Here is a 23,170-nt window from a genome sequence, read left to right as displayed (position 1 = left end):
GGAACCGCTACTCCTGCGGCATCATCACTCCTGCAGGTACAGAAAAACACGAACGGACCCACAATTTCAACGGTAGTGAACAACGACCCGGGCGCAAATGCAAAAGCGTCCTTTATTGTTGGGTCAGTACCGGGAACAGGATTACCTGGTGGTACTTTCGGCAGCCTGGAATACCTGGGAGCCGGCCAACTTTTAACCGGGCTGTTTGGTCCCGATCGTACAATGGTTCGCGGTTCCGGTGCGGGCGGGCTATTCCTTACCGCCGAAAACACTGCCGGCGTAATATCTTTTGCCACAGGCGGCCCATCTATCGGGAACCAGCGAATGCTGATCAATTCAGCCGGCAATGTTGGGATCGGAACAACGAGCCCCGGAGCAAACCTATCGATTGTTGGAAACACAACAGGAGTTGCAGGTATTGTAGTAGCATCAAACAATGCCAGTGCCGGATATGCAAATGCTGCTGGTATTCAGTTTAACTACAATTCAAATACAACACCCTCAACCTTCCGGGTTGCCCGCATAGTTGCAGGGGTAGAAACAGGTGGTGGCGGCGACCTGTATTTTGATACCGCCCCCAGCGCATCAGGCGCCTTTGACACAAAAATGGTTATTTTACGGGGTGGCAATGTGGGCATAGGCACACCAAGCCCCGATGCAAGATTAACGGTAAACGGAACCGTCCACTCCACATCGGTTTTGGTTGATCTGACTGTAACCGGGCCCGATTATGTTTTCAAAAAAGACTATAACCTTCCTTCACTTACCGAAATAAAAGCCTACACTGATAAAAACCACCACCTGCCCGATGTGCCAGCCGCTGTCGAAATGGAAAAGAATGGCATTAACCTGGGCGAAATGAATATGGTGCTATTGAAAAAGGTGGAAGAGCTGACGCTGTATTTGATAGAGAAGGACAGGGCTGAGAAAGAACAAAAGGAAACCAATAAATTGTTGACAGGACGATTGGAATCACAGCAAACACAAATAGATACGCTTAAAAAGCAATTGGAATTAACTCTTAAACAAAAATAATGCATGAAAAAGAAAATAATTTATTTCCGGCAAAACTTATCGCATAGAGTTATAAATACTCAAAGTGTTATAATCAATCGATCATTAAAATATAAGCTTCATTTATATAGTTTTTGTTTGTTTTTCTTAGGGGTACTAACAGTGAAAGGTCAAAATGCAGGGGTTTATACATCCCCTCCTACAACTTCATCTTTGGGGAAATATGTTGATAATCCCGTTTCCCTCTATACCGGGACTCCGCAAATTACCATTCCGCTATACGAAATTCATTTAGCAAATGGGTTTAAATTGCCAATAAACTTAAGCTATCAGGCAGGTGGAGTAAAGATTGAGGAACAGGCATCGGATGTTGGCTTGAACTGGTCATTATTGGCAGGCGGCATGATTACCCGTGTAGTTAAAGGGTCACCTGATGATTCTGATCCATTAGCTGCTAATTTGTATCCCAATACAAGTGGCCATATTGACGGTACAGTGAGTATTGGAAGATTTTATCACAATGATTCATCTCTACCTAGTAAATGGCAAAAACCGGTTAATTTAGTTGAATTATTTAATCCAACAAGCACCGATCCTGCCTATCTTAAAAGTTATTTACTTAATTGGTACTATGGATCACCTGGACCAGATTATATGCTTTATTCTGGTAGTCCTTATTATGACCTTGACCCTGATGTGTTTTATTTTAATTTTGCTGGAATTTCTGGAAAATTTGTTTTTAATGTCGAAAGTGGTCAAATAGAAGCAAAAACTATTCCGTTTCAAGATTTGAAAATTTCCTTCACCTTTGATAGTTCAAAAAAATTAAATTCATTTACAATAATAGACGACAAGGGAAATACTTATTTTTTTAATGATGTAGAAAACATTTACCAGGATGTTATAAGTACATCAAACAACAATCCTACAGCTAATTTACTTAGTCGTCCTACTTCTGATGGCTCATTCAGCCAAGTCTATACTTCTGGCACAAGTGATGCGGTAACGAATTATAATTCAAGTTGGTATTTAAGTAAAATAATTGCCTCAAATGGTCAGGAAATAGATTTTACTTATGAAAATGACCAAATTAGGTCTTACGAAGCTTTACCAGACTATGAAACAGGGGCGCCCAATAGTCCAGAAAATACAAGAAATGTAGTTTTTCAAAATCAAAAAAATGGTTTTTGGGGCACTACTAGCGCTAAAAGGTTAACTAGTATTTCTACACCAAATGAACTTATAACATTTCCTGCACAATTAAATAGATTAGATGTTGATAATCAGGCAACTTTTGCAACCAATGGTAGCGGTATAGCAAAAGCAATTACAGGTATAAATATTTATCAAAAACAAACAAACCAATTAATAAAATCATTTAGTCTTAATTACTCATATTTTCAAAGTGCAACACTATCTAGCTTTAACTTAAATAACACTAACCATGTAAACACCGAGACCGGTTATAATTCATATTTTAAAAGATTAAGGTTAGATAGTTTACTTGAGATTGGGAATAATAATAGTAAAAGACCTCCCTTTGTTTTTAGCTATGATACGACTTATGCGCTTCCTTTTAGGTTTTCATACCAACAAGATTTATGGGGATATTTTAATGGAGCATCGGGCAATCAGGTTTTGATTCCGAAAATATATATATATCCCGATTTGGCAGGAGATGACCGGTTTCGAATTTATCCTAAAAGCAATTATTCAGGCTCTCCATCCACCTACTTAAATACAGTAGTTTGGGGTAGTCAAATTAATGCGGCAGATCGTTTACCAAACCCAATATATACTGGAGCAGGGTCACTGATTAAAATGACCTATCCTACTGGAGGATATACCATTTATACATATGAACCTTCTGCTTTTTTCTATGATGGAGAAACCTATAGCGGAGGTGGATTAAGAATAAAGCAATTAGATAACTATGATGCAACAGCTTCTTCAAATCCCGCCACTTCCAGGCAATATTTTTATACAGATGATACAAATCAATCTAGTGGCAGAGTTATAAGTCTTCCACGGATGGGGCTTTTAGATGGTAGTTATACGAATATTGTAAATGAGGTTAAAAGAAGTAGTGTCAGTCAAGCGCCATTAGGATCTACATCGGGATCAAATATAGGATATAAACAAGTTACAGAAATAATTAAAAATATCAGTAATGGAACACTAGGAAAAACCATTTATAAATATGATCTGTCTGGAACCCAAGGAGAAATCAATGATTCTTATAGCTATGGCCTTTATAATGCAACACAAATTTATAGATCGCCGATTGATCAGGTATCTAACATTGCAAACTATTCGTTTACCCCTAATTCTTATCCTTTTTCTGAAAATACAGATTATGATTGGAACAGAGGGCAACTTGTTTCAAAAGAAGATTATGATGTAAATGGTAAACTTGTAAATAAACTTGTAAATAAATACGATTTTTTTTATAATCAAAAAGGTGTATCTCCTACAAAGGTGTATGGCTTAACCATCGGTACATTCATAGCAGCTCCTGCGGATGCTCCTAATCCTGATAAAGTTTATGATTATTATGTATTTGGGAAATATTCCTATTTAACCGATGTTGCTAAAATTTTAACATCTTCGAACGAAGTTTATTATAATAATTCGGATTCGGTCAGTACAATTAATAGTTACGCTTATAATGGAACATATCATGCTAATGTTACATCAAGTAAACTAATCAACAGTAAAAAGGATAGTATTTTTAATTATTACTTCTACCCAGAAGATTTTGAAGCCAGACAATTTGCAGATCAAACTGTGTGCATTGATATGGTCAATAAACACATGACGAATTTTGTTTTGCAGCAATCCCTATATAAGAATACAACTTTTTTACACTCTCAGTTTAACCACTTTTGGGAGCCATTTACTAATTTAATTGTTCCCAAAAGCTATGAAAGTTTTTATCCTAACAATCAGCCTTCTGAGATAACAACAAATTTCACTAAATATGATACTTTTGGAAACCTACTTGAATTCTCTAAATATAATGGCCCTGCAACAAGCTATCAATGGGGCTATAACAATGCCTATCCTGTAGCAGTTGTTAAAAGCGCAAAAGCAAATAATGTTTTTTACAACGGATTTGAAGAAGGTTCCGGAAATAGTGCAGCAGGCGATGCTAAAACAGGGCATTATAGTTATATTACCAACACAACGCCCTATGTGAAAGCATTAACTGGCTTAGATTCAGGAAATTACACCTTAACCTATTGGTATAGATCTGGAAATGTATGGAATCTTCAAACAAATTCAGTAGTGGTAACTGCTAATGGTAATTATACAATCAACATACCAGTAGGTAATCAAATAGACGATGTCCGTTTTTACCCATCTGATGCCCAGATGACCACCTACACTTATGACCCGCTGATTGGCTTAACCAGTTCAACCGATGCCAAAGGAGAAATAACCTATTACGAATACGACCCCTTCCAGCGATTGATGAACATAAAGGATAAAGATGGCAACATTATCAAGCACATGGATTATCATTATCAGCAATAACCCTAAACCGCAATAACCATGAAAATTAAGCATATAAATATAAAAAACAGGTTAAGGGCTCATCTTTTACCCTTTGCCTTTCGCCTTTTACCTTTCGCCTTTGTGCTTTCGGCTTTCTGCTCCCAAGCCCAAACCTTTGTAACCGCACCCATGACGGGCACCCCCCTCCCCGGTGATTATTATAACAATATCCGGATCACCACGGCAACGCCAATATTTAGCTTTACGCCAACGGCAGGGCAGCACCTGCGCCTGTATATTAGCGACTGTATCCCTTTAAACACCGCCCCCAGCAACGATAAAAACTATGTAATGACCTCGGCGCCAAGGATCAGTGGCATTACCGATACCAGCAAGCTGCGCAGCCGTAACGCCTGCGGAATGATGCAAACTGTGCAATATCTTGATGGCCTGGGCCGCCCTATCCAAACCGTGCAGGTAAAAGGCAGTCCGCTTGGAATAGACCTTGTACAGCCCATCGCCTATGATCAGTTTGGCCGCGAAGCAACCAAATACCTGCCCTATGCCATCACAACGGGCACCAGCGACGGCAGCTATAAAACGGATGCATTAACGGCACAGCCCAATTTTTACCATCCGCCGGGTAGCACATTAACCCAACAGGCAAACGGGGTGGTAAATACAGCTTACCCAACAGCAACCACTGTTTTTGAACCATCGCCGCTGAACCGGGTAGTAGAGCAGGGTGCCCCCGGCCAGTCATGGCAGCCTGGAAACGGGCATAACGTAACTATTGCTTATGGCACCAATGCAGCAAACGAGGTGTTTTTGTGGGCCGTAAATGCCGCAGGCAATGGCATTGTAGGCAATAGTTTTTACGCACCCGGTACGCTTTACTCCACCACCACAACCGATGAAAACGGTTATACCAGTATTGAGTATAAAGACCTGCAAGGTAAGGTAATTTGTAAAAAAAACCAACTTCCGGCCGGGCCAGTGCAATATGCAACCACCTATTATATATATGATGACCTGGATAACCTAACGTATGTAATGCCGCCAAACCCGGCAGGTGCAGGTTACCCGTCCTCATTTTTAGAAACCGACGTAGCGTTTACCAATTACATTTACGGTTATCATTATGATCAGCGGAACCGGGTAATCCAAAAAAAGATCCCCAACAAGGGTTGGGAATATCTGATATACAACAACCTTGACAAGGTGGTGCTTTCGCAGGATGCCGTACTGCGGCTAACTAACCAGTGGATAGCAACCAAATATGATGCTCAGGGCCGGGTAATCATGACTGGTTTATGGCCATCCGCGGGCCAAAGCCAAAGCGATTTGCAAACCATCATCAACAACGGGCCGCAATGGGATTCAAGAGACTACACCGATACTACCACCGGCTATAAAATAGTAACGTATGCCCTGCCTGCGCAGTTTCTTACCATCAACTATTATGATGATTATACAAACATCCCAAGCCTGCCTCCGGACTTTATAGTAAGCGGCAACAGCACCATGACCAAAGGCTTGCTGACCGCAACAAAAACACTGGTGCTGAATACTACTTACAGCAGTACCCTTGATATGTTGTGCACCGCACATTATTACGATGACCTGGGCCGCAATGTAAAAACCTACCAGCAGCATTATCTTGGCGGTACGCTGAGCCCGTACAACTATGATGTGGTAAGCAGCAGTTATAATTTCACCAACCAGGTAACTGCAACAACCCGGCTTCACTATAAAAACGTTAGCAATACAGCATCATTAGGCTTAACAGTAGCCAATACCTACAACTATGATCACATGGGCCGCAAAACCCAAACATTTGAGAAAATAAACACCGGGACAAACATCCTGCTATCTCAAAACGATTATAACCCAATCGGGCAGGCAATGGCCAAACACCTGCACGGTGCAACCGGCGCAGCGCCTTTTTTGCAGGACATCAGTTACAAATACAACGAGCGCGGCTGGCTGAAAAGGATCAATGACCCGGCAATGGCGCCAACGGCAACCCGGATGTTTTCGGAGCAGTTGGGCTATGATTCGGTTAAGTTTGCTACAACGCCTAAGAATTACAACGGTAATATAACCGAGCAAATATTTTGGGCATACAACACTCCTACGCCACATACACAACAGCATGTGATGTATGCTTACGACCCCATGAACCGTTTAAATTCGGGCATGAGCACTACAGGCCTCAGCGAAACAGGGATCAGTTATGATGAAATAGGCAATATTATCTCCTTAACAAGGAATGGAAATGCCGGCACTTATAACTATACCAACAACCAGCTCAGCACCATCAGCGGGGTAACCGGCAGTACTTATACCTATGATGGAAACGGCAATGTATCGCATGATGGCAGAACAGGCGCAAATGTTAATAATTACAACCTGCTCAACCTGCCGCAAACGGTGACTGACGGTGCCAATATAAACATCGCCTATTTTTATGATGCCAATGGACAAAAACTCCGAAAAGTAAGCACAGCCGGAGGCGTAACTACTAATACAGATTATATCAGCGGCATCCAGTACACCAATGGCGCACTGGCTTTCATCCAAACCGAAGAAGGCAGGGCAAATAATAACGCGGGTACTTACACCTACGAATATACCCTGACCGACCACCTTGGCAACAACCGCGTAACGTTTGACCAAACCAACGGCAAAGTCGGCGAAGAAGATTACTATCCGTTTGGGTTAAACATGCATGTACAAATTAATGGAACAAATAAGTACCTTTACAATAAGAAGGAGTTACAGGATGAATTAGGACAGTATGATTATGGCGCACGTTTCTACGATCCTGTAATAGCAAGGTGGAATACTATCGACCCGATGGCTGAAGAGTATAGGAGAATGTCACCTTATAACTATGTGAAAGATAACCCGATTAAGAATATTGATCCGGATGGAATGGAGACTGAAGATGTTTCCGGCAATGAACAAGGAAAACCAAAACCTAAATCCAAGCCAAAACCTATACAGTTAAAAGAAGTTGCAATAAGGGCTACGAGAACTCATAAAAAAGAAAATGCTGATGATAATCAATATACTAATTTGTATCATCATTCTTATAAACCAGCACACTGGAACCAGGATGATTGCCATTGTCCTACTTTAACGAAAATAGAAGTGGCTACAACTGTTGTTTTACTATCCGAGTTTGGTAGCGAGTTCTTTGCAGCGGGTGCTGACGAAGCTGTGGTTACTACAACATTGACTTCTTCTGAGATGGGTGAAATAATAGGGTGGGGAGAGGGGCAAACTGCTGAAGCTGTTGCACAAACTGAGTCGGTGACCGGAAGCTTAACGGAGAAAACGGTTGAAAGTTTTGCAAAAAAAGGTCTAACCAAAGAATGGGTAAACAAGCAATTGGCAAGCTATGCTAAGTCGCTTTTAGATCCAAGAAAAGCGGGAAACATAAATCTGTTACCGAGAAAGGCATTAATGGAAAAAATAATACAATTATGGCCAAAGTAGAGTTAATTCGTAAACTATTAAATTATTGGAAGAGAAATAATGTTTCTTTTGAATATGTTAATCCTGTGGAGGTAAATTATATGTTAAATAGGACTGACATTACATTGCCAAAGGACTTCCAAGAATTATATAAAAACGTTAATGGGACTGCTGATTGTGATCATGAAGGCTTCTTATTTTATAGGCAGGAAGATATTATAACTATGGGCAAAAAGTTTTCGCTCGATAAAAACGATGAATTTTATAATGTTGCAATATTTATTGATTATATGCAAGGGAGTTGGTGGTATGGTGTTAACATCGAGGGTAATAGCTACGAAATTGGTATTATACCCCATAAAAGAAGATTTAAACCGATAGCGAATTCACTTGAAACATTCATAGATTTATACATCGAAGATTCAGAAATACTTTATGATTATGATTAGTGGAATCCCTCATTCTGGCGCGAGTATGACGGGCCGGCCCAAAGCGTAAAGGCTACTCGTGCCCCGGTTGCAAAGTAGCCCGCTTGTTTAATCAGGCGGGCTACTTTTTTATTGTATTGCCACAGCACCTGCACGGCGCAACAGGGGCAGCACCATTTTTGCAGGACATCAGCTACAAATACAACGAGCGCGGCTGGCTGAAACGCATCAACATCCCCACGCCACCATCACATCAATAACAAAACATGAACATGGAAAAGATAATATTTGAATACAATGATTTTGAAGATAATTATGCATTAGAAAGTGCATGGGCGGAAAAAAAGGGCGAATATTATATATTAAAAAACATTCTTTTTTATGCACCCGGATATTCTTGGGGAGATCTAGTAAGGGTTGAGGATAGAAGCGGGGAGTTATATGTTACAGACCTTATTGAAGAATCAGGGCATAGTACCGTAAGAATAATTTTTTATGACGAAGAAACTATTAAGCAAGTGACAGAACGACTCATAAATATGGGCTGTTCTTATGAAGGAGGCAATATTCCAACTTTAATATCAGTTGATATTTCACCCGAAATAGATTACAAACCAATAAGGGACTTTCTTGAAGAGGGTGAAAAAAATGAAATATGGAGTTATGAGGAAGCCTGTTTAGCTCATAAAATAGATTGAAAGACAGAGTCCGGCCGAAACGCCGGGCTTTGTTATTTAATGGGCATAAGCCTTTTTAGCTTTAAAGTCCCCCGCTGCCACAAGCGTCCCCGGCTTGTGGCCCGCAGGACAGGTAACCAACAAGCAAATAGCCAGCAGGAAAAACAACCTGCAGGCTATTTTACTATATAAATTATAAGCACAAAACTGTACTTTTAATATCTGAGCCGTAATCCCCTCTTCTGGCGCTAAGTATGACGGACCAGGCCAAAGTGCAAAGGCTAGTACCCCGCCTGCTAAGTATCCCCCAGCACAGTAACTTGTATTGCTTTAAATCATAGCGCAGGGTTCCATTTGAAAAAGCCGGATCGGAATTGTTAGGATCAAATGATAACTTTCGAATATTTTATTTTATCTTTAGCTCACAACCACTTATCACCCCAACCTTAAAACATGGAAGAACAACTACCGCGTGCCAGGCATATTGTATTGATCATTTTGATGGGCGCAGCCGGATTAATGGGAACCATTACTTATCTAACCTGGGATCTCAAAATGAGCGCCAATAGCGTCCAGCACTGGGCTGTGAAAGATTCGTCCGGCACGGTTATTAAGGGACAAGCTGCACTTGTGGATACCCTGAGGGTAGTAATTCATCCAAACAGCATGCGGCTTCCTGCCCCGGCAAAACTACCAAAACCGGAAGTTACGCTTAATTACGCTGAGCTATACCTAACTTATAACACGCCGTTTTTGATCTGGATGGTACTTATTGCTGTAACCGTTGCCTGCGCAATGGCCCTGGCTCCGGTAATTATTAAAACCATCCGGGATATTTACAAAACATTCGGACAAAAATGGACCAATATATGCAAGGCGGCGCTTATAGCCCTGCTGCTGGGCATTTTTATATGCCAAACTAACAACAACCGCTATGTGATGATGTTATTCACCTTTTTAAAAGACAGCCATGTGCTGTTGAACCACCCCCGTGCGCTCAACGTATTTATTTTTATCGCGCTATTTACCGGTTTAATGGCCATGTGCGGGCAGTTGCTCATTAACGATGCAATTGGCGCATTGCCGGATGATGTCTCCAATATGGAAGCCGGAAAATTAGCGGTAGCGCTGAACAATTTTTTGCTATTAAAAGGGCGGCTTAAGTTTTTGCTGTCGGTTGACGCTGCAATTATTGTACTGGCTATTTTTACCACGGATGCGCTTAGGCGCGCCATCATACAGGAGGTGCAGGTAACCGGCACAAACAAAAATGGCATATTCCCGCAAGAATTTGCCTATATGTACGGAATGGTGTTTACCCTGTACCTGGCCTTGCTCTATTTGCCTATCTATTATCGCCTGCGCAGCAAAGGGACCGCTATGGTCAGGAATGCTCCGGATACAGATGAAGGAAAAAAGTTGTCCGCAAAATTCGAGATTGCAGAATCTCCGCTTGAAAGCTTTAAAGTTGCCTTATCTATTCTTGCCCCCGTGGTCAGTGCTCTTCTGCCGGGGATCATCAAAATATCCTAAGTGCTTTCCAAACCCGGCTCCGCGTGCCCGATTACCAAATACATACCACGCAAAACTCCTGATTTTTTATATTGGGCTACTTGCCTATGTGAACACGCAACATGTGTGCACTGGCAGAGATAATCTTTTCAGGTCATTCAAAGTTCCTATCATTAATTCCTTATTTTTAGAGCATGAAAACCGCTATTAGAATATTTTTTTGCCTGGCATTTTTGTTTATCATTAAATCAGCCTCCGCACAGGATAAGCCGACCCATTCAGCTTTGTACCAAACGATCTTTCACATGGACAGTGTAATGTTTAACGCATTTAACACCCACGACCTGGAAGTTATAAAAAAGGTATTTGCACCAAACGTTGAATTCTATCATGACCGTGGCGGATTACAAAACTACGAAAAGGTCATCAGTGGCTTTAAAGGGATCTTTGCCGCTACTCCGGACTTGCACCGTGAATTGGTTCCCGGCAGCCTTGAAGTTTACCCTATCCCGGGCTTTGGCGCAATCGAGATAGGAACGCATCGTTTTATCCATATAGAAAATGGACAAACCCAGATAGGTGTATATCAGTTTATTCATACCTGGCAATTCAAGGATGGCCAATGGACGGTTACCCGGGTAATCAGTGTTGGACATTAGGCCCCGCTGTCGCAAGCAGGGGATACAGGGGGATTTAAAAATTCGCAACAGAAATATTAACAGCTAAAATCAATTTAAAGATGAAAGATGAACTTTATAAGTTAATTTTCTTTATTTCATTGTTTTCGTTTAGTTGTAATCACTACACAAAAAATACAGCACCGCTTCGCGGTGATAATTATAAACTTATCAATTATCCTGAACAGTGTTTCATAGCTATCTATCAAAAAGACAGCGCTTTTTTGAAATTTAAAACAATGCCGAACGGTAAAATTTATGGTAGGTTAGTGCTAAAATATTCAGAACCTCAATCATATGACCTGGAAAAAGAGTTTGATCACGGCGAAATTATAGGGCAGTTTAAAAAGGACACTTTATTTGCAGACTACATATTCGCCGATGGCGCCAATAGAACAGTTTACAGGAATCCGATTGCATTGTTAAAGAAAAGCCAAAAATTAGTCCTCGGATTTGGTGCAATCGAAAACTACGTGGGAAAATCCTGGTTCATAAATCACAAGGCAATTAATTTTACCAGGAGCAGATTTCAATTTTTGCCAATTGAATGTGCTAATTAATTTGTCCCCCATGTCCAACCAAACCACGCAGCTTCTGAAGACGCACTTATACAGGTAAATGCCAATGCAGAAATAAAAACAGGATGTCACAGTGAGCCTGTCGAACCGTGGTGCGCAAAGGCCCTGAAGATACTATTCCACAGCACAACGCTCCCACCCCGTTTCGATACCTCAATGCCTATACCCGGCAATAACTTTACGTTGTATAAACATACCAAAAAGAAATAGCCTTGCTGAAAGCCGACGAACGCGCTAACGAGCGCCGCCACAAAAAAGCGGCGAAGGCTGAGGGGACATAGAGAAAATTGCAAGATTAATTAAAAATTTGTCATAGTAAAGCCCCCCCACTCGCTAAGTCCCTCATCCCCCAATGACAAATGACAGATGACGAATGACTAATGAAAAAATGACCCACAAAAAACCTTGTATTATAATTGTTACTTAAATAAAATGTGTAATTTCCCGAAAATCTTCCGGGGTATCCCGTTGCCCTGCTTAAATCTTATTCATGAAATATATTCACTTAACACAAGCCATTCGCAGTTATTTGCTTTTACAGCCATTTGCACACATCCTTTCCCTCTGCAAGCCGAAGTGTATGCTCAAAATTCATTCATTATAACCTGGCCATTAATCCAAAAACACATATAAAATGAAAACTTTTTCACTATCAATAATCGCATTTTTAGCATTTTCAATAACCTGTAAGGCCCAATGGACCTTATCAGGCAGTAACATTTATCCGACAACTATAACCAATAATGTAGGCATTGGAACCACTAACGCTGCTTATCCTCTCCAGGTGGGATCAATCTGGAATAATCTAGGGTCAAGTTTCGCGCTCGCTGTTGGCGGAAATTTAGCTATAGGCAATATAACTTCTGGAAGTCAACCCGAATTACGAATTATTGAAGGAACAGGTGGGTATCCCATAACGATTAAAAAATTTAGTGGCTATACCGTAATTACTGACTCGCAGGGAATTATAAATCTAAACAGCAGCATTGGCATTGGAACAAATAGCCCCCTTACACCGCTGGATGTCAAGCTCGCAGCTAATCAGCATATACAATTCGCCACAAATGTAAATGGCGGTTATTCCGGGGCATCGGGCATCGTGTGCATCAATGATGCAAATACCGGCTATACACCACTCGGCTTTTATGCCAGCAACTATTATTTTGGTGGAGGCAATGTGGGGATAGCCACAACCGACACCAAGGGCTACACATTTGCTGTAAATGGCACGGCAATAGCAACTTCAATTACTGTTAAAGCTTATGCCAATTGGCCCGATTTTGTTTTCAAGCCAACATATAAATTAGCCTCTTTAACCGAAGTAAAAACCTATATCGATCAAAATCACCATTTACCAGACGTGCCGTCAGCTGCCGAAGTTGAACAGAATGGCCTTAACCTGGGCGAGATGAACAAGGTATTGCTGAAAAAAGTTGAAGATCTGACGCTTTATTTGATTGAACAGGACAAAAAATTGGCTGATCAGCAGAAAACGAATCAGGTTGTTGAGGAGCAGTCGAAACTCTTAAAATCACAACAAAAACAAATTGACGAATTAAAAAGAAATCTTAATAATCTGGATCATAAAAAAATCAAACAGCAATAACCAGTCATAAAATGAAAATCTTCTTTATCACAACCATCGCATTTTTAGCATTTTCAGTAACCTGTAAAGCACAATGGACACCATCCGGCACTACTATCTATAACACGAACACCGGAAATGTGTTGATTGGAACAACAACGTCATCAAATGGTCTTTTACAAATTAATGGAACAGGCGACTTGTTAAGTCTCACTTCAACTAGTATTAACCCGGCCCAATTTAATGCCTGGAATAGTTTAGATTTTAGAATTATACAAAGAAGTAATGGTGTAATGACTTTATGGACCAATACAATTGAAAGAATGCGCATTGACCAAAACGGGAATGTTGGTATTGGAACAACAAGCCCATCATCGTACTTTCATGGTGGTAATAACAAAGTGATCGAAATATTCAATTCCAATACAACTGCAAACAGTCAGTCGCATTTAGTATTAAGCACAGGCGCAACATTAGACGGAAGTGGTGCAGGTACATTAACCTGGATATCAAAAAACTCATCCGGATTCCAGGGAATGGCATACATCGGATCTGCTCTTCAAGGCGATGGCACATTGAATGCTGCAGGTAAATTGATTTTTGCAACTTCGAATGGAACTGCCGTTTATCAAAGAATGTTTATTGATAAAGATGGTAATGTTGGTATAGCTACAACCGATACTAAAGGATACACATTTGCCGTAAACGGCACAGCCATCGCCACATCAATGACGGTTAAGGCGTATGCCAACTGGCCCGACTTTGTTTTTAAACCAACCTATAAGCTCCCCACTTTAACCGAAGTAAAAACTTATATCGACCAAAACCACCATTTACCCGATGTGCCATCCGCCGCAGAAGTTGAAAAGAACGGCCTTAACCTGGGCGAGATGAATAAGGTTTTAGTAAAAAAAGTGGAAGAGCTGACATTGTATTTGATTGAGAAGGATAAGCAGTTAAGTGAGCAACAAGATCAAATAAATCAAATAAAAAATCAACTTGAAAAAGAAGCGGCGCCTGCAAAAATTAAAAACATTAAATAATACTTACCAATGAAAATCATGCATTTTAAAACACAGAGCCGGATATTAATTATTACCCTGTTAGCCCTGTTACAATATACTGCATACGCCCAGGTGGATCAATCTTTAGAAAATCTGCGTAATCCTATACCGCCATCACCTAATGCTTCCGCTTTAATAAGGTATTCTGAATGGCCGGTCAGTTTGTATACTGGCGTTCCGGAAATTAGTATCCCCATTTACGAGCTAAAGGGTAGAAATATTAGTTTGCCTGTTAGTCTTTCTTATCATGCATCAGGAAACCGGGTAGGCGACATCGCTTCATGGGTGGGATTGGGCTTTAGTTTAAACGCCGGTGGCTTGATCAGCAGAACGGTTAGGGGATTACCGGATGAGGACACTTATTTCACCTATGCTAACGGTTATTCCAACCCAAATGACTTTACCTCTACCGAAGTAGTTACCGGAAATTATGAGAGACAGAGAGTTGATGCGGCTAATCAGAATGGGGACAGCCAGCAGGATATTTATACGCTGAGCGCGATGGGGCGGTCATACAGGTTACTGCTAAAGGCAGATGGTTCAGTAACCACCATGCCTTACAGCAACCTTAAAATAATTTATACAATGGCCGACTCCTGGACTGTGATTATGGAGGATGGCACCAAATTACTATTCGGAGGCGGTAGCAACTTTACAGAGAGTAATAATAATACGCGATACGGTAATAACGTAGGCGGAATTGCCTATAACTCTTCCTGGTACCTAAAAAGCATTACTTCACCAAATGGCGAAGTAGTAAATTTTACTTACACAATCGCTACTATTACCCAGGACACACACATAACGCAAAGCGATGCCATACAATACAATACCGGGGGAAGCGGAAGTTGTAGTACCATAACCAATTTCCCGGTAACAACACATGCCGAAAATCAATTAGTTACCGCTTTGTCTTTAGCGTCAATAGAATCTGATTTAACAAAGGTTACCTTTATTCCTGTAGCAACCGGCAGATCAGATCTGAACGGCGGTGTCGCACTGTCCGAAATTAAAGTTTATTCTAAACTTGCAAGCAAGTACATTGATGATTACCAGTTTAATTATACCTATTCACAGGCGGTTAACGGCAATGAATATATTATTACTAATCCGGGCGATACAATATACTTTCATAAACGGTTAAAATTGCTCAGCCTGAAAAGATTAGCAATTGATAATTCAGCCTACGAGCTTTGGTCTTTCGGATATAACCCACAGCATTTGCCGTCAAGGCGATCCTATGCACAGGACCATATGGGGTTTTTTAACGGCGCAACATCCAATACAACACTAGTCCCGCCAAGCAACTATATAGCGCCCGGTAATCCTTCAAGCGGCTTTACACCGGCTAATAACCACGATTTGGGTGGATCAAGAGCATTTAACGGAACATATATGCAGGCAGAGATGCTTACGCAGATCACTTACCCTACAGGTGGTTATACCCAATTCAATTATGAGCCAAACAGTATTCCTATATCTTCCGAACAGTTTACCAATACCACGCTTAGTTCATCATTAAATATCACAGTTAATACCAGCCCTTTTGTGAATTCAAAAAGCTCAACTTTTAGCGTAACCAAAGCCGAGTCTGTTCAGCTTATTCTTACCAGCAGCATCAGTTCGGGGATTAAAGCTGATATGCCGTCTGCTCAGACATATGCACAAATCTTAAATTCCAGCGGTACTGTTATCGGCCAACTGGCGGGGAGCGGCAACACCTATTACAGCTTACCTGCGGCAGGTACCTATACTTTAAAAATCTACACCAATGTGGGCAGCGATGAATTTACCTCATCTGCTGATAATGTAACCATTAATGCATCCGTAAATTACAGCCAGTCATTGGGGATGCAAACCATCAATCAAATGGTTGGCGGCTTAAGGGTTAAAAGTGTTATTAATTATGACGGCGTGAGTTCAACACCAATAAATGACCGGTATTTTAGTTATGCAAGCGGATTCGTCATTAGCCCGATCGATTCACTGAACGGATACCTTACCAGTCAGAACGGAACCGGGAGCTGTAATTATACTAAAGTAACCAGAAACGCTTCAACAAAATATTCGTTAGGATCAATCCAGGGAGGAGCTATCGGGTATGGGGTTGTTACTACGCTTTATGGCCCTACTGGCGGCAATGGAAAAACGATATCATATTTCAGCAATGTGCCGGATAACGGGCTTTCGGTTTCACTGCAATTTCCATATCCGCCGACAGATCCCCGCGAATGGAGGAGGGGATTATTGCTCTTCCAGGCAGATTACAATGCTACACAAAAAATAAAACAGGTTAGCAATAGCTATTCTTTTTATATAAAAAACCAGGTAATAAATTTTGCCGCAGGTTATAATACGTTTGTTGATCCCAGCCTATGTACCGACACTTATCATTACTGCGGTATAACTGCTTCAGCATTCTATATCTCCTCTGAAAGTGTTCAGCATGATACCTCCAGGGAAACAGTTTATAATACTGCTGGGCCGGATTCTGTAATGACTACAACTAATTACCTGTATGACAATGCGGCAAATATGCAGCCGGTAAGGATAGTAAAATCAGATAGTAAAGGACAAACGGTTACCAGCTATAATCGCACAGCACTCGAAAAAGGCGATATTAACAGCAGTATCCCGCTTTCAGCCGCCGCGTCCACTGCTATTGATACAATGCTAAACCGCAATATGGTGGGTGTACCGATAGAATCAGAAAAGTATGTAAACGGCGTAATTGCCAGCAAACTTTTGATAAACTATCAGCTAAATAATAACCATGTTTTGGCACAGGAAGTTAAAAGCCAGGATGGCAGTAACGCTATACAAAGCCGGATGCTGTTAAATAATTACGATACTTATGGTAACCTGACAGAACAGCAGAAAACAGGCGGCCCAAAAGTCAGTTATCAATGGGGTTATGTTGGGCAATATCCTGTAGCGCAGGTAACCAATGCACCTGCAAAGGATATTTTTTATGATAGTTTTGAGGAAGGGAACGGTAACAGTACGGCCGGTATTTCAAAAACAGGAAACTATAGCCATACTGGCGCCTATACTAAGGCATTAAGCAACCTCGATGCGGGAAGCTATCTACTTACTTATTGGCTATTATCCGGCAGCACATGGTCGCTCCAAAGCAGCACCGTCCCCGTAAGCGGTACCAGCTCTACGATAAGTTTAAGCGGTCAGATTGACGATGTGCGCTTTTATCCGGTTAACACGCAAATGAACACTTACACCTATGATCCGATTGTTGGAATGACCAGCAGTACAGACGCTAAAGGGATGACAACCTATTATGAATACGACAGCCTCCGGCGCCTGATTAATATAAAAGACAAGGATGGCAATATAGTAAAACACACGGACTATCATTACCAGGGCCAGTAACATATTATTAACCACCTATCTTATCAAGATGTTAATTAAAAATAAAAAAATGAATATAGGAAACAGGTTAAAGCTGGTAGTAGCAGCTTTGGTCCTGTTATTATCCGCATTTAGCTCAAAGGCCCAAACCCTGGTAAGCAGCCCGCTCAACACCAGCACGCTAGCACCCGGAAAATATTATAGCAATACCAGTATTGTAATGACAACTGGTTTTAGTGTTAACGGCTCCACAGGCGCCTACCAGTTTTATATCATAGGGGATTGCTATCCCTTAACCACTGTGCCCAGCGTAGCGCAGAACTATGTCATGACTTCTACACCCCGGAACCCCGCTTATGTACCCGGGACAACAGGCTATACCAGCTGCGACCTGATGCAAACAGTTCAGTACTTTGACGGGCTTGGCCGCCCATTGCAAACTGTACAGGTAAAGGGCTCGCCATTAGGCAATGATATTGTACAGCCCAATGCTTATGACCAGTTTGGCAGGGAAGCGGTAAAGTATCTGCCTTATGCTTTCCAGGGGACAGCAGATGGCAGTTATAAAACAGATGCCTTAACAACCAGCACAACAAGTCAGTCAGGCTTTTATAAAAGCCCACAGACGCCTGCAGGTATAAGCCCTATATCTACACCAAAAGCGGTTACCGCTTTTGAGCCTTCGCCATTGAACAGGGTTACTGAACAGGGCGCACCTGGCGACCCCTGGCAGCTAACCGGCACTACGGGATTGAGCGCTACGCCCGGGCATACCACAAGAGTATTATATACAAACAATAATGCAACCGCGCTGACTGATACAGCTCACAGTACCCTTGCAGCACTTTATACCATAACCATAAACAGCGACCAGAGCCGCACATTGGTAAAAGGTACAGGTACGGCAGCTAATTACCTGGCAGGACAGCTCTATATGACGGTATCAAGGAATGAGAATTTGCCGGCAACAGGCAGAGGCGGAACAACAGAGGAATACAAGGATAAGGACGGACATGTAGTGCTAAAGCGAACCTTTAACTATACAGGGTCGCCGGCAACCCTGCAAATGTTGTCTACTTATTACGTTTATGACAACCTTGGCAACCTGGCCTTTGTACTGCCCCCTTTATCAGGAGCAGACAGCGCCACGCCTACGCAAACCCAGCTTGATAACCTTTGCTACCAATACCAGTATGACCTGCGGAACCGCCTTGTTCAAAAGAAACTGCCGGGAAAAGGATGGGAGTATATGGTTTATAACATTCTTGACCAGGTAGTGGCCACCCAGGATGCAAATCAGCGCTCAGTGAGCCCCCAGCAATGGACATTTACCAAGTATGATGGCCTGGGCAGGATGATTATATCCGGGATTTACTTATATACCGGCACTGCCGGTGTAAACTACCGTTCAGCGCTGCAAACCACGGTAAGCGGCAACAGCACTTTTTGGGAAACTCCAATTGCCACAGGCAATGGTTATTCCTCGTTGGCATGGCCACTCAGCTGGACAGGTGGCACCTTGCAGATAAACTACTTTGATAACTACAGCATTCCAGGTTTTCCCGCACAATACACCGCTCCATCAGGCGCCAGCGTCAACACAACCGGTTTGCTGACCGCTTCACAAACAAATATCCTGGGAAGCAGCAATATGCTTTGGGCCGTACATTATTATGATGACCTGGGTAGGTCTATACAAAGCTACCAGCAGCACAACCAGGGAGGAGGTACGCTAAATGTTAACAACTATGATAAGCTGACAAATAGCTATGATTTCACTAACGAAGCGATTGCAGCAAACCGCAGTCATTACAATGCGGCAGTAAGTACAACAGCCCCTGCCTTAACCATAGCCAACAGTTATACCTATGACCATGTGGGCCGAAAGAAACAAACGTTTGAAAGTATAAACAGCGGCACTAATGTGCTTTTATCGCAAAACGATTATAACGAGATAGGGCAATTATTGACCAAACACCTTCACAGCACCAACAGCGGGGCAAGCTTTTTGCAGAATATAGCCTATACATACAATGAAAGAGGCTGGCTGCTTAGCAGCATAGCGCCGCTTTTTCAAATACAGCTGCAATATAATAACAGTGCTATTTCAGGGGTCAGTATCAGCCCGCAGTATAATGGCAATATTGCAAGCCAGAGTTGGGGAACCCAAACAGCGCCCAATACCAAAAGCTATACTTATGGTTATGATCACCTTAACCGCCTGATGGCCGGTAACTCTACCGATAACTATAATGAAGGCGGGATCACCTATGACCAGTCAGGGAATATTCAAACCTTGAAGCGGACAATGGGCAGTACTACCCTGATTGATAATCTTAGCTATAATTATACTAATGCAACCGGGGACTATACCAACCAGGTGCAAAGCATCAGCGACATCGCACCTGATAACAGCATATATGGTTATAAATATGGCAACAACTATGCGTACCAATATGATCTGAACGGGAATATGCGGAGCGATGCCAGTAAAGGCATCACCTCGATAACCTACAACCTGCTTAACTTACCGCAAACTGTAACTAACGCAAGCGGAACAGCTACTTTTACCTATGATGCAAGCGGAAGGAAGCTGAGAAAGGTAAGCACAATTAACGGCGCCAATACCGATTATATTGATGGTATAGTATATGATGCAGGAGCCATAAATTTTGTGCAGACTGAAGAAGGCAGGGCGCTGAACAGTGCCGGTAATTACCATTATGAATACAATCTTGGCGACCATTTAGGGAACAGCCGTTTAAGCTTTGATACTTACGGCGGCTCAATAAGTACCGTACAACAGGATGATTATTTTCCTTTCGGGTATGAAATATCAAGAGGGAGTATTGTTAGCCCCAAAAACAAGTATCTTTACAATAAGAAGGAATTACAGGATGATTTGGGGCAGTATGATTATGGGGCAAGGTTTTATGACCCGGTGATAGCGCGTTTTACTACAGTAGACCCACTTTCTGAAAAAAATAGGCGATTTTCACCTTATGTGTATGTTGAAAATAATCCCATGAGGATGATTGACCCTGATGGTATGGAGGGCATTAAATACACCGATAAGGATGGTAATAAAATTGTTGAATCTAATGTTGTTGTATTGCTTAAACAGAAAAAGGAAATCCCCAAAGACGCTACCGATAAGCAAATAGCAAAAATTGAGAAATATAATAAAAGAGTGGATCGGGCAAATGCAGATAGAATAAGTGATGTTTCTGAAAAGCTGAATGAGGCTTACAACGGGAGCGATGGAAAAGGAACTCAAAACTCGGCAGGAGAAACTGTTAAATTTAAATTCAATATAAAAGGTATAGAAACATCTAATACCGATGGAGGTTCAATGACTGATATTAGAAAGATCGCAACGGAAAATGGATTAAGCACAAGTGAAAAAGGCTTTTCAGGAAATCCTGTTATTGCTCTTGCAGCTGTAGTTACTACGCGATCTGCCAATGGAAACCAGGGATTGAGTAACGGGATATACACCGCAGTGTCGCCTAACGCTCCAAGAATTGCATTAGCACACGAGATTGGCCACACATTTCAATTAGGGGATAATTTCCCTCAATCCACGGGAGGTTTAATGGATTACCCCCCAGGAGGACTTGTTCGTTCAGAAGTTGATGAAATATGGAATAAAGCTCATGATAAATAAGAATATTACACTAACACTAACAATACTATTGCTTCTTTGCAATGGCATAAAAGCTCAGTCAAACACTGTTGGAATCAAAAAATACGTAATTTTTACTTTTGAAATAATACATAAAGAATCAAAGGTGAAAGATTATTATTATTGGATAACCCCGCAGGATTCTATCGCGAAAAAAAACGCATTCGAGGTATTTCCTTTATATACAGAAGAGTACTCAAAGGATATTTTGAACAGATGTAAAACAGGTAACACTATCGATATATTTACTGCTTCAACAGCAACAGATTTCAATTTTGATGATAATTATAAATCTGAAGTAAGGAATCTGCTTTCATTAATAAGTATTAATAAAGTCAAAATTCAAGACTTTAGAAAGAGATGGACGAAAAATGGTGATGAAGTAAATATAGATGTTTATGCATCTCCAATTATTGGCGAATTTTGTGATTGTTTGGAAAATCATGAAAATAGATCATACGGTTTTAAGGGGTTAATTTATTTACCCGTAACGTCCTTTAATTATGATAAGGGTTTTTGGACCAGCAAAGATGAAAAAGTAGTTAGGTTTGTCGATTATAGCTACGTGGAATATTCAAGCCATTACCCCTCAAATATACATGGTAATTCCAATATTCGTGTAAAAAGTAAAGTTCAGACTTTTAAATAATTCTATGATTGATAGAATCTGCTGGTCGAGATATTCCCAATCTGGCGCGAGTATGTCGCGTAGGCCAAAAGCGTAAAGGCGTACTCATGCCCCGCGTTTAGGTAGCCAAAATTCTTAAACACACAAGAGGCTGTCTCAAAAAGGCAGCCTCCTGTACATTTACCTCATCAGGCGTTTGAGCCGCCGTCGATCGTTAAAACAGAACCCGTTGTATATGCCGCAACTGTGTCTGCAAGATAAGCTACCAGGTCAGCAATATGCTCCGGCCTTCCATACTTGGGTATTGCCATAAGGCCCCTTTGAAAATCAGCATGACCGCCATTTTCCGGGTTCATATCCGTATTAACCGGTCCGGGCTGAACCAGGTTAACGGTAATCCCTTTATGCCCCAGGTCCCTGGCGAGTCCTTTGGTAAGCCCTACCAGCGCCGATTTGCTCATCGCATACAAAGTTCCCTGAACAGATGGCACCCTTTCAGCCATACAGCTGCCTATAGTTATTATCCGGCCCAGGTTTTCCATTTTTTGGGCTGCGGCCAGGCAGGCTTCCACCACCGCCCGTACATTTACCGCCATTACCTGGTTGTACTCTTGCAGGGTATGCTGCTCAAAAGGCTTCCCGATATAAATGCCGGCGCTATTAACTAAAATGTCCAGTTTCCCATATTTGCCAATCGTTTCTTCAATCGCTAAGCTAATTTCTCCTTCTTTTGCACTATCCGCTTTAATGGCTGTCGCTTTTAACCCGGTTGCTTCCAGTTCTTTAACAAGGGCTTCCGCTTTGTCTTTCCCATTAACATAAGTAAAGGCAACGGCTGCCCCGGCAAGGGCCAGGCGCTTTACAATAGCTGCGCCTATGCCACGACTCCCCCCGGTTACGAAAGCTGTTTTGTTTATTAATTTTTGCATTTTTTTTGTTTTAATGTGGAGGTAAAATTAGGCGGCGACTATTATA

At 41.6% G+C, this 23,170-nt stretch carries 15 protein-coding genes; 14 read left to right on the top strand and 1 reads right to left on the bottom strand.

Features of this window, described 5'->3' with window-relative positions:
- The 14 genes from BUE31_RS31270 to BUE31_RS30230 form a co-directional block, all read left to right on the top strand.
- The coding region (locus BUE31_RS31270) for a hypothetical protein (protein WP_073407671.1) at positions 1-1,035 on the top strand (1,035 nt) is incomplete at its 5' end.
- A gap of 3 nt (positions 1,036-1,038) precedes the next feature.
- On the top strand, positions 1,039-4,551 hold the full coding sequence (locus BUE31_RS30285) for an RHS repeat domain-containing protein (RefSeq protein ID WP_143167312.1): 3,513 nt from the start codon (positions 1,039-1,041) through the stop codon (positions 4,549-4,551).
- Positions 4,552-4,569: 18 nt separating this feature from the next.
- Positions 4,570-8,016 (top strand): DUF6443 domain-containing protein, encoded by a 3,447-nt coding sequence (locus tag BUE31_RS30280; protein WP_073407669.1) that lies wholly within the window; start codon positions 4,570-4,572, stop codon positions 8,014-8,016.
- Entirely contained in the window at positions 8,004-8,444 is a 441-nt protein-coding gene (locus tag BUE31_RS30275; protein ID WP_073407668.1) for an SMI1/KNR4 family protein, read from the top strand. The genes BUE31_RS30280 and BUE31_RS30275 overlap by 13 nt, the downstream gene beginning before the upstream one ends.
- A gap of 83 nt (positions 8,445-8,527) precedes the next feature.
- The gene (locus tag BUE31_RS31265) at positions 8,528-8,683 is read left to right on the top strand and encodes a hypothetical protein (RefSeq protein WP_159440773.1); all 156 of its coding nucleotides are present in this window, start codon (positions 8,528-8,530) and stop codon (positions 8,681-8,683) included.
- Between the two features lie 12 nt (positions 8,684-8,695).
- The gene (locus BUE31_RS30270) at positions 8,696-9,121 is read left to right on the top strand and encodes a DUF4265 domain-containing protein (protein ID WP_159440772.1); all 426 of its coding nucleotides are present in this window, start codon (positions 8,696-8,698) and stop codon (positions 9,119-9,121) included.
- Between the two features lie 432 nt (positions 9,122-9,553).
- Entirely contained in the window at positions 9,554-10,633 is a 1,080-nt protein-coding gene (locus tag BUE31_RS30265) for a hypothetical protein (protein WP_073407666.1), read from the top strand.
- Between the two features lie 173 nt (positions 10,634-10,806).
- Positions 10,807-11,271 carry a nuclear transport factor 2 family protein gene (locus tag BUE31_RS30260; RefSeq protein ID WP_073407665.1) on the top strand — a complete coding sequence of 155 codons (465 nt, stop codon included), beginning with the start codon at positions 10,807-10,809 and terminating at the stop codon, positions 11,269-11,271.
- A gap of 242 nt (positions 11,272-11,513) precedes the next feature.
- A complete protein-coding gene (locus BUE31_RS30255; RefSeq protein WP_143167311.1) occupies positions 11,514-11,849 on the top strand; it encodes a hypothetical protein in 336 nt (111 codons plus the stop codon).
- A 652-nt stretch (positions 11,850-12,501) separates the two neighbouring features.
- Positions 12,502-13,473 (top strand): hypothetical protein, encoded by a 972-nt coding sequence (locus BUE31_RS30250; protein ID WP_073407663.1) that lies wholly within the window; start codon positions 12,502-12,504, stop codon positions 13,471-13,473.
- Between the two features lie 11 nt (positions 13,474-13,484).
- Positions 13,485-14,495 (top strand): hypothetical protein, encoded by a 1,011-nt coding sequence (locus BUE31_RS30245; protein ID WP_143167310.1) that lies wholly within the window; start codon positions 13,485-13,487, stop codon positions 14,493-14,495.
- An 18-nt stretch (positions 14,496-14,513) separates the two neighbouring features.
- Entirely contained in the window at positions 14,514-17,903 is a 3,390-nt protein-coding gene (locus tag BUE31_RS30240) for an RHS repeat domain-containing protein (RefSeq protein WP_234997939.1), read from the top strand.
- 49 nt (positions 17,904-17,952) lie between these two features.
- Positions 17,953-21,549 carry a DUF6443 domain-containing protein gene (locus tag BUE31_RS30235; RefSeq protein WP_159440771.1) on the top strand — a complete coding sequence of 1,199 codons (3,597 nt, stop codon included), beginning with the start codon at positions 17,953-17,955 and terminating at the stop codon, positions 21,547-21,549.
- Positions 21,539-22,216, top strand: coding sequence for a hypothetical protein (locus BUE31_RS30230; RefSeq protein WP_143167309.1), 678 nt, complete (start codon positions 21,539-21,541; stop codon positions 22,214-22,216). The genes BUE31_RS30235 and BUE31_RS30230 overlap by 11 nt, the downstream gene beginning before the upstream one ends.
- A 167-nt stretch (positions 22,217-22,383) precedes the next feature.
- Here the strand turns inward: BUE31_RS30230 and BUE31_RS30225 are convergent, their stop codons facing one another.
- The gene (locus BUE31_RS30225; RefSeq protein ID WP_073407658.1) at positions 22,384-23,124 is read right to left on the bottom strand and encodes an SDR family NAD(P)-dependent oxidoreductase; all 741 of its coding nucleotides are present in this window, start codon (positions 23,122-23,124) and stop codon (positions 22,384-22,386) included.
- Positions 23,125-23,170 lie beyond the last annotated feature (46 nt).

Source organism: Mucilaginibacter sp. OK098 (assembly GCF_900142915.1).
Taxonomy (GTDB): Bacteria; Bacteroidota; Bacteroidia; order Sphingobacteriales; family Sphingobacteriaceae; genus Mucilaginibacter.
The sequence above is the reverse complement of the archived record's forward strand: the minus strand, read 5'-3'. Positions and strand labels throughout refer to the sequence as shown.

Excerpts from the sequence above, each read along its gene's own strand:
- BUE31_RS30285 (WP_143167312.1), top strand. The coding sequence starts at position 1,039 with ATGAAAAAGAAAATAATTTATTTCCGGCAAAACTTATCGCATAGAGTT.
- BUE31_RS30280 (WP_073407669.1), top strand. The coding sequence starts at position 4,570 with ATGAAAATTAAGCATATAAATATAAAAAACAGGTTAAGGGCTCATCTT.
- BUE31_RS30275 (WP_073407668.1), top strand. The coding sequence starts at position 8,004 with ATGGCCAAAGTAGAGTTAATTCGTAAACTATTAAATTATTGGAAGAGA.
- BUE31_RS30270 (WP_159440772.1), top strand. The coding sequence starts at position 8,696 with ATGGAAAAGATAATATTTGAATACAATGATTTTGAAGATAATTATGCA.
- BUE31_RS30265 (WP_073407666.1), top strand. The coding sequence starts at position 9,554 with ATGGAAGAACAACTACCGCGTGCCAGGCATATTGTATTGATCATTTTG.
- BUE31_RS30260 (WP_073407665.1), top strand. The coding sequence starts at position 10,807 with ATGAAAACCGCTATTAGAATATTTTTTTGCCTGGCATTTTTGTTTATC.
- BUE31_RS30250 (WP_073407663.1), top strand. The coding sequence starts at position 12,502 with ATGAAAACTTTTTCACTATCAATAATCGCATTTTTAGCATTTTCAATA.
- BUE31_RS30245 (WP_143167310.1), top strand. The coding sequence starts at position 13,485 with ATGAAAATCTTCTTTATCACAACCATCGCATTTTTAGCATTTTCAGTA.
- BUE31_RS30240 (WP_234997939.1), top strand. The coding sequence starts at position 14,514 with ATGCATTTTAAAACACAGAGCCGGATATTAATTATTACCCTGTTAGCC.
- BUE31_RS30235 (WP_159440771.1), top strand. The coding sequence starts at position 17,953 with ATGAATATAGGAAACAGGTTAAAGCTGGTAGTAGCAGCTTTGGTCCTG.
- BUE31_RS30230 (WP_143167309.1), top strand. The coding sequence starts at position 21,539 with ATGATAAATAAGAATATTACACTAACACTAACAATACTATTGCTTCTT.
- BUE31_RS30225 (WP_073407658.1), bottom strand. The coding sequence starts at position 23,124 with ATGCAAAAATTAATAAACAAAACAGCTTTCGTAACCGGGGGGAGTCGT.